This window comes from Alteromonas sp. BMJM2, assembly GCF_027257845.1.
Lineage (GTDB): Bacteria > Pseudomonadota > Gammaproteobacteria > Enterobacterales > Alteromonadaceae > Alteromonas.
In genome coordinates, this window is the sequence record NZ_JAPVOT010000001.1 from 1 (window position 1) to 13,253 (window position 13,253).

Sequence of the window (13,253 nt, forward strand, 5' to 3'; positions counted from 1 at the left end):
AGATCGATTCCACAATAGTACGGATGTGTATTAGTATAAAAGTTCATTGAGTTTTCTCCCTTGGTTTGGTCGCCTATTAGGATAAACTTAGTTTATGCTGATAGGGAGGAGGCTCAATGATTATCAAAGCGTTCAAGCCACTCCCTTAGGTCGCTGGGACGCCTGCACGCGGGAGCAGCTTCGCTATTATGCCCCACTTAATTGGGCCCTACGACTGGACTTAGTTAACATTAAAACATTGTTAGTCATTCTATATAGGTTCAAAATCAGGAAGAGTAACTTGGTGCTTTTTTTCTAATTTTCTTAGTTCAGAATAGACATTAATATAATCGCTCGAATCTACAATTGATTTATAATTCGATATTAAATTTAATCGCTTCTCAACAGAAATATGAGGAGCTAATATATCTACTGATTTTTCAATAAAGTTAGCTGCTTTTGCTGTGTATATATAACGAAAAGCAATTGAAAAATAAGTAACAATTATGATTGCCATGGTTGAGGCCAAAAACCTTCTGGAAGTAATAAACCTTTTTTTACTTTGACCATTTTCAGCTTGTTCATCATCATTTTGATAGAAAGAACTCAGTATGAAAATCCTTAAAAACAAAAATACAGGTACCATTACCATTGCAATGGCAATGAGCGTTGCAGGCAGTTTTAAGAAAGAAACTACTGCTCCGTCAGACACTCCTTTATATAAATCATCTCTGAATCCAGAAAAAATATGACTCGCTAACTCTAAAGAAGTCAAACTTAGCCAACTAAATAGATCAGATATAAGCAATTCCCATAAACCGCTTCCCAAAGCCCCAAGAATTATTGTTCCTAAAACCCATTTTGTAGATGAAATGATTTTACTCGAACTCAAAGTGGATCCTTAACTTGAAAAATGACTAATATTTAAATAATGCGGTTCCAAAGAACAAGACGTTAATCTTCATCATATTGAGCTAGCACACGCCAACCTTTGTTCTGACTGCGTGGGCGCCGATTTTAATATCATGCGAATCGATGCCGAAAGCATAATAATGTAGTTAGCGCTGTGCAAAAAAGAATCCGCTTGTCTACAAGGCACAAGATAGAGGGGTTTTAGCTGTATTGCAATCCAATATCTAGTGGTTTTCTTACCACTCATTTTGGAAAGGATTTTATGTTAGTAGGGACTAACTTTTCAGCGTTCTACAAGGTACAAAGAAATCGAATGCAAGCACTTTTGAGAAAAATGATCGAACGCTAAATTAATTTAATATCAGTGACATATTTACAGTTGAATAGGTTTCCGATGTTTAAAATTAGCTATAAAATCTCCTTACAGAACCTACCTCTAACAAACTATCAAAAAGGTATAGCTTTACGATAACGAAACGGAGCACGATAATTCTTTAATTTTTCTATCACAACCTTTGAATTTAAACCTAAATGATTTATTATCATTAAGGGATAATAATTAAATGGTAAATGATAATGGAAGCTAGAATATATCTCAGAGCGTCAACGAAAGAGCAAGATAGTAAGAGGGCAGAGTCAGCACTTCTTGAATTTGCTAGCAGCAAAAACTTAGAAGTTGTAGAAACGTATTGTGAGAACTGTAGCGGTACAAAACTAGAAAGACCTCAGTTGAATCGATTATTACAGGATTCTCAACAAGGTGAGATTTTGTTAGTTGAGTCAGTAGATAGACTGTCAAGGTTAAGACAAGAGGACTTCGATACGCTAAAGCTAAGACTCTCTGAGAAGAGATTAAAGCTGGTGGTTATGGATCTGCCAACTACATATGAACACTTCTCTGAGGGCATTACAGGAAGCATCATGGCTGTTATCAATAATATGCTTATCGACCTTATGGCTACAATGGCTAGATTAGACCAAGAGAAGCGTGTAGAGAGAATAAGACAAGGAATGAAGAAAGCAAAGGCACAAGGTAAACGGGTTGGTGGTCGAGCTAAGAATCAAGACCTGCGAAATAATATTAAAAAGTACTCTGATAAGGGAATGACAGCAGAAGAAGTTTCTAAACTCGTAGACTGTGGAATTGCAACCGTTTATCGTGTGAGACGTGAGTTAAGTTCTCAATAGAAGCGGTAGAGAGGCTTATAATATCTCAGACATGAACAAGTTCAAGGAGCGGGTATGAAAAGTTTTTTTTCAAAGTTAACGAAAAAATTATCCAACGTTGCAGAGATATCGGAAGATACACTCAACTCATTTAGGGAAAAAGTAGAGGGGTTGGATAGTAACCTACAGTATCGAGATTTCAAAAATAGGATAGTAAATAATAACTTCAGTGAAATCAAAACTGATCTCGAAAATGCCATTTCTTCTGAGGTAGCGTTAAACGGTAGAAACCTATATTTAACCGACTTGAAAGAGTGCTTTAACAACGTTAATAGTCTTCTTGATGGAGCAATGCTTGAAAAACAGACGCTTGTAGAACAAATTTATAACGTATTTACAAGCTTCTTATTGTTTGGTTTTCTTTACGAGAATGACTACTTCAAGCCCCTTGCTCGCAAACGCTCTCAATTAATCTACAGGGATGAATATGGGGATTTAAATATAGATCATTGGTTTAATGAATTAGAACGTTTTGCTGAAAAACATGTTTATCGTGTCAATTGTTATATTGAGGCACATACTACACATGAATCAAGAACTCGTTACCTACCGTACGGAAAGCATTTGAATCTCCTATATAATGATGACGGATTCGGTATTTTAGACCATTCCATTGATTTTGCTCTTGAAAGATTCATTGAAAACGAAGATTCAGCACCAACAGAAGACCTCTCATCAATTATTGATCCATACGATTACGAGAAAGCTATCGCAGAGGCAATAAGTAAGTTAGGTGCTGAGGCTCGTGTAACTCAAGGAAGTGGTGATCAAGGGGCTGACGTGATAGCCGATTACGCAGGCGAAAATTACATAATTCAATGCAAACTTTATTCTAGGCCAGTAGGGAATAAAGCAGTCCAAGAAGTTGCAGCTGCTAAGCAATTCTATGAAGGAGACTATGCAATAGTAATCACTAATAATTCCTTCACTAAATCTGCAAGAATGCTCGCTGAAAAGCTTGGTGTCGTATTATTGCACCATTCACAAATAACAGATGTTTTCGGTGAAAGTGATACTAATTCTGTGACTGTCGCTTATGATGAAGATGATCTTTATGAGTCTATGATGGAGTCGCTAAGATCACCTGAAACTGAAAGACTTAAACAGCATGCTAGCGAGTTTTTAAGTATTTTTGAGCCTGCTGTCAGTGAGAATATGTTTGTCTTTGATATCGAAGATTGCAGTTCTTATGTTGCATGCTTTGCTAGTCATGACGATTATGTATTTCGAACGTACATTGATTATCTTTTCAAGCTCACTGATGAGCTTTCTTACGATGAAAAAATCTTATTCACACTTAACGATGTAAAAGAAGACACATTGGAATATGCAGAAAATCTAGATATCAGGCTATTCACTGATGAAAAAATCTTAGATTACTTGCAGGAGTTAATAGATATTCATATAGACGAAGAATAAGCAACTATCCTAGAAACCGATGAGATATGGCTTTAACACTTCTTTGCCTCTTTTTAAGACGTTAGCTCACTAAAGCTTGATATTTGGCGATTTATAGGCTTTTCTGCTGATATTTTGCACCTTTGGTAAAGGCGTACGCCCCCTTACCTTGAAAACTTTACGTTTAAAATTATCAAGTTATAACTAGTGGCATAGAAAATGCTTGTATTTTCATGATTCTGTGGTATGTTGTAAAAGAGAGAGGCGTTTTCTTCGCCAAGTTCTAGAGCTTCCCTCCCGCTCAAAATATAAACAAACAAACAAACCAACCAATTAAAAAATCAATAAACTAAATCTGACACAATTAATTCCTTGTGGGATTTATTGTGTCTAATACAAGAGGAAAAAAAATGAAAAAAATCAAAGAAATTAAGACAATCGAATCATCTTGGATCGACCTAATCAAATGCTCAGAGCTATCTAAAATAGAGTTTCGCTTGTATATGTGGCTATACATGAATAGCCAAGACGCACTAAGTCGGGGAGAACTCTACACACCTTCTCAAGAGGAACTAGCAGAATTACTAGGGTGCCATCAACCTCAAATAAGCAAAGCATTAAATAGCTTGAGTGAGAAGGGACTGCTTGATTACAACCACTATAGGTTTAACGGGGTTAAAATATGTATTCCTGTAAAGCCTGACTCAGCAGCAAAGATACTCACTAAGCATTAATCTCATAAAGTAAGCAGTTTGAGACTGGGAGGGCTCTTTTACTTTATGTAACACCAAGTGTTTCACAGTTTCTTCTAGACAGAAGGTAAGTCTTTGATAGTATAAGACCCTCAATTTACAACACATGGCTTATCGGCCAACTCCACCTTTATTTTTGTGAGCAACGTAGTCACGTTGTTTACCACTTTCGTCGGCATATTCGTTTTGCGCGGGGATAAGGCAATTAAGCCTTTATTTAACCTTTTCGTGAACGCTCTTCTAAAAAGCTTCTTTGCAAGGTAATAGCAAGACAATAACTCGTTGGCAAACATAGCCCGATAGCTGCTATCTGGCAGTTAGATAGAGAAATCGGCGTATTTGTCGATTATTGATTGAATCTTCCCCTCAGCGCTTAACTTCTGTATCACGTTATTTAACGTACCTACTTTATCTTTATGTCGGCTGTGCAAACGAAGGGCGAGGGAGCCTTTGGTGTGAATAGCGCCAAAGCTAATTTCAACACCGTGTTTAGCAGACCAATAGCGAGCAACAGCTTCTTCCATTATTGCCACTTCTATCCGTTGATTACGCAAGGCCAATATGAGGTCACTTTCTGATTGAAAGGCGAGTGGCGTAAAGGTATCAGCGTCAAAATAAACGTAGCCTTCTACGGTACCCACAATGCTGTCGTTACGAATTTGGTTACGAGTGCGATAACGATCCACATTTTCTGGAAGGGTAATAAAGTACTCTGTCACATCAATAATAGCGTCGGTGAAAACAAAGTTACCGTTTGCTTCATTTGATGGCACCCACTCTGGGCTGAAAAAGTCAAAATCTAGTGCCCCATTACTAAACGCTTGCGCGGCTCGTTTTGTAGATAGCATGACTTTTTCGGTTTTAAACCCTGCAGCTTCCATTATCATCGGCAGCAGTTCTACCATTATGCCAGGGCGCAGGTCATCAACTGCATTTTCGTAAGGAATTGAACTACCGGAAGTGCCGAGGTTATACCTAAGCGACTCTTTGGCAATACAGGCTGAAGAGGCTAACGAGAGCAGCAACATCTTTACTAAAATTCGATATATTCGTCGTTTCACCGGGTCCATCCACATCGTAAAAAGCCGCTCGTAAACACTGCATCATTTATAAAGAAGATTAAAGATTCTATCAACAGCGCTTGCATCGTTTGTTTAGACGTTTTTAGGTAATGTTTATTAATAAGCGGGGCGCTTTAAACGCAACCCATGTGGTCAGAGTAGTTCAAATTAACGATGATGAAAAGTGGCATGATTCTACTATTGCGATGCTAGAAGTAAAAAATAAGAAAAAGTGCGTATATTCGGCTAAGTCTGCTTTTAGTAGCCTAAAAGAAAAATGTACTGCTACCCTTTAATACACAGGTGCAGTGTTTGGGCAATATAACGTGCTAGTAATTAATTATGCGGAGAAAAAGTGCAAAATAGATGGCTCCCTTCTATCGTCGATGTTGAAGCAAGTGGTTTTGGGGCGGCGAGTTACCCCATTGAAGTCGGCATCGTGCGCTATGATGGTGCAAAGTGGTGTAAATTGATCCGCCCGTTTGATTCGTGGCTCCACTGGGATGACAAAGCCGAACAACTGCACGGTATAACAAGAGAGATGCTTCACACTCGCGGAGTCGAGCCTGTGAGAGTGTGTCACGAGCTTAATCACTTTTTAGGCAATACCATTGTATACAGTGACGGTTGGGTGGTTGATAACCCATGGCTGATTAAGCTGTTTAGCGCCGCTCAGGTTGAGATGACGTTTACGTGCAGGGCAATGGAATACATTTTGAGCGAGCCGCAGATGAACATGTGGCATGAGGTGAAGGATGATTTATCAGTTAATTTAGATACCCAGCGACATAGAGCTAGTGCCGACGCCTATTTAATTCAGCAAACGTTTATACAAACTCAGATTAAGACTCACCAGTCGCCCAAACAAAGTAAATAAGGGCAAAACAAATAAGGGCCGAACAAATAAGCGAAGACAAATAAAGCCAAAACGAACTAAGAGCCTACCTTTGAAACACAACCCCTTAAAAGAGGTAATGCACACCTAGAGAAAGTGCCATGTTTTCTTCTTCTCCAACCTGTCGATGTTCAATTTCTACTGCCATGTTTAAGCCTTTATTATCGCCTAAAAGCCATCCTAATCGGGTAAACGTGCCTATATCTGTTGGAACATACAGCCACTCAGCATAATGACTAAATGCCGTGTTTTTCGTATTGTACGTGGCGTAAAGATGCTGAGGTAAGCGCGTATTAAAACTGCGTTTGGCACTCACAAACGTTTGCGAACCGGCGGGGTAAGTAAAGCTACTGTCGTACTGATGGGTTTCCGTGGTGGAATGTGGTCTGAAGCGGCTTTTCAGCTGCCAGTTTGCCATCTTTGCGCTTTTAAAATGAATGGGGCCAAAGTTAGATTCTACACTTCTTTCACGCGCACTCGCATTGCTAGCGGCAAAACAGAGTCCGCATAGTAGCAATAAAACGTAGAAGCGCTTGGTTGTCATGTGTCTCACTTAAAGTGTCAATCTCGCTGAGAGGGTAATTATCTATGCGGACTGGTATAAGGCCTGAATTCAGAGAATAAAAACGCCACTCTTTACTCAACAATCTTATTATGGCACTGCTTATCGGCGTCTACGGTATCACGCTGATGCAGTAGGTATTTTTATAGCTACTTATTTAACCGCTACTTATTAATTGGCTAACTATTAAAGCATAAATAGCTTTTATCTAAGCATAGACAAAAATGCAGCTTACGGAAATGCATTTAAAATACTTAACGCAAATTCTTTTACTTAAAAAACAAAAAGCCCCCGCTATAAATATGCTTTTCGCATTAACGAGGGCTTTTTAGCGGCGCTAACACGCCCTTATTTATTTAACTAAACCGATGCTTTAAGCGCTTCGGCTTTGTCAGTCGCTTCCCAAGGGAAAGCTTCACGACCAAAGTGACCGTAGGCCGCAGTTGCACGGTAAATTGGACGCTCAAGGTCTAACATTTTAATTAGGCCGTACGGGCGAAGGTCAAAATGTTCGCGCACTAGTGCAACCAATGTTTTTTCATCAACCACGCCGGTACCAAACGTATCGATGCTGATAGAGGTAGGCTGCGCAACGCCGATAGCGTACGAAATTTGAATTTCACAACGCTTGGCTAACCCTGCCGCTACAATATTCTTCGCTACATAACGTCCAGCGTAAGCAGCACTGCGGTCAACTTTTGATGGATCTTTTCCTGAGAATGCACCACCACCGTGGCGTGCCATACCGCCGTAGGTATCAACAATGATCTTGCGGCCGGTTAAACCACAGTCGCCCATTGGGCCACCAATAACAAATCGACCGGTTGGGTTAATGTGAAATTGGGTATTTCCATCAATCCATTCGCTTGGCAGAACGGGTTTAATTATCTCTTCCATGACAGCTTCGCGAACGGTTTCAGTAGACACTGAGTCGCAATGCTGTGTTGATAACACTACCGCATCAATGCCAACAGGCTTGTCATTTTCGTATTTGAACGTGATCTGACTTTTCGCGTCAGGACGCAGCCAATCAAGTTTTCCCGATTTGCGTACTTCAGCTTGCTTTTGTACTAAACGGTGCGAGTAAGTAATCGGCGCTGGCATAAGCACGTCGGTTTCGTCACTGGCGTAACCAAACATTAAACCTTGGTCGCCTGCACCTTGCTCTTCTAAGCTGGCGCGGTCTACACCCTGATTAATATCGGGAGACTGCTTACCAATAGCGTTAAGCACGGCGCACGAATCAGCGTCAAAACCCATATCAGAATGCGTATAACCAATTTCTTTCACTGTATTTCGAGTGATTTCTTCAATATCAACCCACGCTGACGTGGTAACTTCACCGCCAACCAAAACCATACCTGTTTTTACATAGGTTTCGCAGGCAACACGTGCCCGAGAGTCTTGCTCTAATATAGCGTCAAGCACTGCATCTGAAATTTGGTCAGCGATTTTATCCGGATGTCCTTCAGAAACCGATTCAGAAGTGAATAGATTCGTGGCCATGTGTACTCCGTTTGCATTTAATTATCGAAATTGTTTGTATTGTACTAAATCAAGTTATAAATACCAGTCTTTACTTCTAGACGTCTAAAAGTCTCGTGGCTCTAAACCGTTACGATTTGTTGACATTTACCGATCAGTTTCTCTTTTTTGGTTAAGTATTGAGACCAATCAACGTCGAGTACGGACATACAAATTTGTGTTTTATCAATGAGCATTTACGTGTGTTTTGCTTAATAGACCATTTTTTGTGAGTAGTTTCGCTTTTGGCATTATAAACCCATTGAACTGTGCGGTGGCATGGGTAAGAATAACGCTACATTCAAACGTACATTAAAAAGCAGAGCTTAAGTCGAATGTGTGACTTACCTCCACGCTCGCTTAGATACGAATTATAACCAGGAGATAACATGCCCTCTCGTCGCGAACTCGCCAATGCTATCCGTGCATTAAGTATGGATGCGGTTCAACAAGCTAAATCAGGTCACCCAGGCGCCCCAATGGGGATGGCCGACATTGCTCAAGTATTATGGCAGGACTTTTTATCCCATAATCCAGCTAACCCATCATGGGCTAACCGCGATCGCTTCGTGCTTTCGAACGGTCATGGGTCAATGCTGTTATATTCACTGCTTCATCTATCGGGTTACGAACTGCCCATTGAAGAGCTTAAAAACTTCCGCCAGTTGCATTCTAAAACCCCGGGTCACCCAGAATATGGTTATGCACCTGGTGTAGAAACCACCACAGGCCCACTAGGCCAAGGCGTGAGCAATGCCGTCGGTATGGCGCTAGCTGAAAAAGTACTTGCGGCTCAGTTTAACCGCGATGGTCACGACATTGTTGATCATTACACTTATACATTCCTTGGCGATGGCTGCTTAATGGAAGGTATCTCACACGAAACATGTTCTCTTGCAGGTACCTTAGGTTTAGGCAAACTTATCGCGTTTTGGGATGACAACGGCATTTCAATTGACGGTGAAGTTGAAGGTTGGTTTACCGACGACACGCCAGCACGCTTTAAAAGCTACGGCTGGGATGTGATTGAAGGTGTAGACGGTCACGATGCAGAACAAGTTAAAGCCGCTATCGAAAAAGCGCAAGAAAACAGCGCTAAGCCAACCCTTATTTGTTGTAAAACGACCATCGGTTTTGGTTCTCCAAACAAAGAAGGTACTGAGTCTTGTCACGGTGCACCATTAGGTGATGATGAAATTGTTGCAACACGTGAAAAGCTAGGCTGGAAGCACGGCGCGTTTGACATTCCTGATGACATTTACGCTCAGTGGGATGGCAAAGGCAAGGGCGGTGAAGCAGAGTCGGCATGGAACGATGCTTTTGCAGCTTATGAAGCCGCATACCCTGAACTAGCCGCAGAATTTAAGCGCCGAGTTAACGGTGAACTGCCAGTTGATTTCAGTGACAAAGCAGATGCAATCATTGCAGAGTTGCAAGCGAATCCGCAAAACATTGCGTCGCGTAAAGCCTCTCAAAATGCGCTGAATGCGTTTGGTCCATTGTTGCCAGAACTGTTAGGCGGCTCTGCTGACCTTGCAGGCTCTAACCTAACAATTTGGGAAGGCAGTAAAGGCGTTGAAGCTAACGATGCATCGGGTAACTATGTTTACTACGGTGTACGCGAGTTTGGTATGTCTGCCATGATGAATGGCATTACGCTACACGGCGGTTTTAAAGCATACGGTGCAACATTCTTGATGTTTATGGAATACGCACGTAACGCAGTGCGCATGGCAGCACTAATGAAGCAGCCTGCTATTTTTGTGTACACACACGACTCAATTGGCTTGGGCGAAGATGGCCCAACTCACCAACCTGTTGAGCAAGTGGTTGCGCTTCGCTCTACACCGAATCTTGATAACTGGCGTCCTTGCGACCAAGTTGAATCAGCGGTGTCGTGGAAATCGGCAATCGAGCGTACTGACGGCCCAACCACACTTATATTTACGCGCCAAGGTTTAGCGCAGCAAGAAAGAACCTCACAGCAAGTGGCTGATATTGCGAAAGGTGGCTACGTACTTATCGATAGTGACAGCACGCCTGAAATTATTCTTATTGCTACGGGTTCTGAAGTTCAGTTGGCAGTAGAAGCCGCCGCTGCATTAACCGAGCAAGGCAAGGCCGTGCGCGTGGTATCAATGCCATCGACTGATGTGTTCGATCGTCAGTCGAAAGACTACCGAGAGAGCGTACTGCCTTCTTCAGTGACCAAGCGTGTAGCGGTTGAAGCACTGTCAAAAGATAGCTGGTACAAATATGTTGGCCTTAATGGCGCTATTATCGGTATGGATACCTTTGGCGAATCGGCACCTGCGGGCGACCTGTTCAAGCACTTTGGTATTACTACCGACGCCGTCGTAGAGGCCGCGCTGTCTCTGTAAGAGGTAAATAAAAGCCAATGGTAAATATTGCCATAAATGGGTTTGGTCGAATTGGTCGCAACGTATTACGCGCACTTTACGAGAGTGGGCGTAATAACGAGTTTAATGTTGTGGCCATTAACGACATTGCTAAGCCCGAAGGCATAGCACATTTACTAAAATACGATACCGCCCACGGGCGGTTTCGTTTCGATGTGGCCTTGAAAGATAAAACGTTGACGGTAGCAGGCGATGACATTCAACTGCTTGCTGAAGCCGATATTAGCAACTTGCCTTGGGACACTTTAGGTGTAGACATTGTACTTGAATGTACAGGTAAATTTGATGATCGAGCTTCAGGGCAGTTTCATCTCGATGCGGGTGCTAAAAAAGTGCTGTTTTCATCTCCTGGTTCTCCCGATTTAGACAACACAGTCATTTTCGGTACTAACGAAGATACCTTAACCAGTGACCATAAATTAGTCTCTAACGGCTCGTGCACCACAAATTGTATTGTCCCTGTAATTCAGGCTCTCGATGCAGCATTTGGCGTACTAAGTGGCACAATTACCACCATTCATGCATCAATGCATGATCAGCAGGTCATCGATGCATACCATGAAGATTTACGTCGAACTCGGGCTGCAAGCCAATCTATCATTCCTGTAGATACGCGCTTGGCGGCGGGTATTGAACGTATTTTACCCAAATTTGCCGGCAAGTTCGAAGCAATAGCGGTAAGGGTACCTACCATCAACGTCACCGCGATGGATTTAAGCGTTAGCCTTAAAAGTGAAGTATCTATCGACCAAGTTAACCAAGCATTGCGAAACGCAAAAGACGGTCGCTTGCAGGGAATTTTAGACTACACCGAAGAGCCTCTGGTATCAGTAGATTTCAATCACGACCCACACTCGTGTATTGTAGATGGCACACAAACTCGCGTAAGCCATAAGCAGTTAGTTAAAACTCTGGTGTGGTGTGACAATGAATGGGGCTTTGCAAATCGAATGCTAGACACAGCCAAAGTGATGTTTGAAGCAAAATGAATCGTAAATGCTGCCAGGGTTGGTGGCACCAACCCGCGCAGCTTTCACACGTTAATGAATGACAACATTTTTAAATTAACATAGGAAAGATGATGCCAATTCCAAGTATGAATGATATGGCCTTGCACGGCCAGCGTGTTCTCATTAGACAAGATTTAAACGTACCGGTTAAAAACGGCAAAGTAACCTCCGATGCTCGCATTAAAGCATCAATTCCAACCATTAAAGCAGCGCTTGATGCTGGAGCTGCCGTTATGGTGATGTCTCACCTTGGCCGCCCAACTGAAGGCGAGCCGGCAGAAGAGTTTTCACTCCAACCAGTTGTCGACTATTTAAACGACGCCCTCGATGTACCTGTAAAGCTTGTTAAAGATTACCTAGACGGTGTTGAACTAAACGATGGCGAGCTAGTGATCTTAGAAAACGTACGCTTTAATGAAGGCGAGAAGAAAGACGACGAAACCCTTTCCAAACAATATGCTGCACTGTGCGATATTTTTGTGATGGATGCATTTGGTACGGCTCACCGTGCACAAGCTTCCACACATGGTGTAGCAAAATTTGCTACTCAAGCATGTGCCGGGCCGCTTTTAGCTGCCGAACTCGATGCACTAGGTAAAGCGCTAGATAATCCTAAGCGTCCAATGGTGGCTATTGTTGGCGGATCAAAAGTATCGACTAAGCTAACCGTATTAAAAACACTGGCAGAAAAGGTTGACCAGCTCATTGTAGGTGGCGGTATAGCAAATACATTTATTGCTGCCCAGGGCCACAATGTAGGTAAGTCGCTGGTTGAGATGGACCTGACGGAACAAGCTACTCAGCTAATGAACAACGCCCAGGCCAATGGCGGAAACATTCCTGTGCCAACCGATGTAGTGGTAGGTGCAGCGTTTGATGAAAATACTGAGGCCACGTTAAAGCATGTGTCTGAGGTCACTGATGAAGATATGATTTTTGATATTGGCCCAGACTCATCGAAAGCTTTGGAAAGCATTATTAAAAATGCGGGCACCATTGTGTGGAATGGCCCAGTCGGTGTATTTGAATTTGAACAGTTCAGTGCAGGTACGAAAGCCCTGTCTGAGGCAATTGCAGCAAGTGACGCATTCTCTATTGCAGGGGGCGGTGATACACTTGCAGCAGTCGATAAGTATGGGATTGCCGATAAGGTCTCTTACATATCAACAGGCGGTGGTGCATTCCTTGAGTTTCTTGAAGGAAAAACACTGCCTGCCGTAGCGATACTAGAAGAAAAAAATAAATAAGCGCTGTCGTTGCCTCAAGTTAGCTAATCAAATTAATTAACTTGAAACTATAACGTAAGTAATAGCGCCTAGTATGCTACCGGTGCTTACCTATACTGAAAACAGCAATAACATGGTGTAGGTAAGCGCCTTTCAAAAATGCCGCTTTTTAAAGAGCAACCTTCTTTGAAAACGGCGCTTTTCGAAAAACAATTTTTGAAAAAGGTTCTTTGTGAATAAGAACTGGTTAGCTTTACAGTGATGTTTGCTGACGAAATAACTATAAA

11 protein-coding genes are annotated in these 13,253 nt (G+C 42.0%); 7 read left to right on the plus strand and 4 right to left on the minus strand.

What is annotated here, in order from left to right; all coding sequences use genetic code 11:
* Positions 1-250 precede the first annotated feature (250 nt).
* On the minus strand, positions 251-871 hold the full coding sequence (locus O9X84_RS00005) for a hypothetical protein (protein WP_269517426.1): 621 nt from the start codon (positions 869-871) through the stop codon (positions 251-253).
* A gap of 596 nt (positions 872-1,467) precedes the next feature.
* On the opposite strand from O9X84_RS00005, the gene O9X84_RS00010 reads away from it, so the two are divergent.
* The 3 genes from O9X84_RS00010 to O9X84_RS00020 all read left to right on the plus strand — a co-directional run bounded on the left by O9X84_RS00010 (position 1,468) and on the right by O9X84_RS00020 (position 4,250).
* Complete coding sequence (locus O9X84_RS00010; RefSeq protein ID WP_269517427.1) at positions 1,468-2,079, plus strand: recombinase family protein; 612 nt, start codon at positions 1,468-1,470, stop codon at positions 2,077-2,079.
* A gap of 54 nt (positions 2,080-2,133) precedes the next feature.
* Entirely contained in the window at positions 2,134-3,537 is a 1,404-nt protein-coding gene (locus O9X84_RS00015) for a restriction endonuclease (RefSeq protein WP_269517428.1), read from the plus strand.
* A 389-nt stretch (positions 3,538-3,926) separates the two neighbouring features.
* Positions 3,927-4,250, plus strand: coding sequence for a helix-turn-helix domain-containing protein (locus tag O9X84_RS00020; RefSeq protein ID WP_269517429.1), 324 nt, complete (start codon positions 3,927-3,929; stop codon positions 4,248-4,250).
* Between the two features lie 335 nt (positions 4,251-4,585).
* Here the strand turns inward: O9X84_RS00020 and O9X84_RS00025 are convergent, their stop codons facing one another.
* Positions 4,586-5,329, minus strand: coding sequence for a substrate-binding periplasmic protein (locus O9X84_RS00025; RefSeq protein ID WP_442864480.1), 744 nt, complete (start codon positions 5,327-5,329; stop codon positions 4,586-4,588).
* Positions 5,330-5,684: 355 nt separating this feature from the next.
* Between O9X84_RS00025 and O9X84_RS00030 the strand changes: the two genes are divergently transcribed.
* Positions 5,685-6,206 (plus strand): 3'-5' exonuclease, encoded by a 522-nt coding sequence (locus O9X84_RS00030; protein WP_269517430.1) that lies wholly within the window; start codon positions 5,685-5,687, stop codon positions 6,204-6,206.
* Positions 6,207-6,291: 85 nt separating this feature from the next.
* On the opposite strand, the gene O9X84_RS00035 is transcribed toward O9X84_RS00030, so the two are convergent.
* A complete protein-coding gene (locus O9X84_RS00035; RefSeq protein WP_269517432.1) occupies positions 6,292-6,768 on the minus strand; it encodes a hypothetical protein in 477 nt (158 codons plus the stop codon).
* Positions 6,769-7,146: 378 nt separating this feature from the next.
* Positions 7,147-8,292 carry a methionine adenosyltransferase gene (gene metK, locus O9X84_RS00040; RefSeq protein ID WP_269517433.1) on the minus strand — a complete coding sequence of 382 codons (1,146 nt, stop codon included), beginning with the start codon at positions 8,290-8,292 and terminating at the stop codon, positions 7,147-7,149.
* Between the two features lie 407 nt (positions 8,293-8,699).
* Between metK and tkt the strand changes: the two genes are divergently transcribed.
* The 3 genes from tkt (at position 8,700) to O9X84_RS00055 (ending at position 12,987) form a co-directional block, all read left to right on the plus strand.
* Positions 8,700-10,691, plus strand: coding sequence for a transketolase (tkt, locus tag O9X84_RS00045; RefSeq protein WP_269517434.1), 1,992 nt, complete (start codon positions 8,700-8,702; stop codon positions 10,689-10,691).
* A 17-nt stretch (positions 10,692-10,708) separates the two neighbouring features.
* Complete coding sequence (gene epd, locus O9X84_RS00050; protein ID WP_269517435.1) at positions 10,709-11,719, plus strand: erythrose-4-phosphate dehydrogenase; 1,011 nt, start codon at positions 10,709-10,711, stop codon at positions 11,717-11,719.
* Positions 11,720-11,811: 92 nt separating this feature from the next.
* A complete protein-coding gene (locus tag O9X84_RS00055; protein ID WP_269517436.1) occupies positions 11,812-12,987 on the plus strand; it encodes a phosphoglycerate kinase in 1,176 nt (391 codons plus the stop codon).
* Positions 12,988-13,253 lie beyond the last annotated feature (266 nt).

Coding starts and splice junctions, on each gene's coding strand:
- metK (WP_269517433.1), bottom strand. CDS start 8,292: ATGGCCACGAATCTATTCACTTCTGAATCGGTTTCTGAAGGACATCCG.
- tkt (WP_269517434.1), top strand. CDS start 8,700: ATGCCCTCTCGTCGCGAACTCGCCAATGCTATCCGTGCATTAAGTATG.
- O9X84_RS00035 (WP_269517432.1), bottom strand. CDS start 6,768: ATGACAACCAAGCGCTTCTACGTTTTATTGCTACTATGCGGACTCTGT.
- O9X84_RS00015 (WP_269517428.1), top strand. CDS start 2,134: ATGAAAAGTTTTTTTTCAAAGTTAACGAAAAAATTATCCAACGTTGCA.
- epd (WP_269517435.1), top strand. CDS start 10,709: ATGGTAAATATTGCCATAAATGGGTTTGGTCGAATTGGTCGCAACGTA.
- O9X84_RS00010 (WP_269517427.1), top strand. CDS start 1,468: ATGGAAGCTAGAATATATCTCAGAGCGTCAACGAAAGAGCAAGATAGT.
- O9X84_RS00055 (WP_269517436.1), top strand. CDS start 11,812: ATGCCAATTCCAAGTATGAATGATATGGCCTTGCACGGCCAGCGTGTT.
- O9X84_RS00020 (WP_269517429.1), top strand. CDS start 3,927: ATGAAAAAAATCAAAGAAATTAAGACAATCGAATCATCTTGGATCGAC.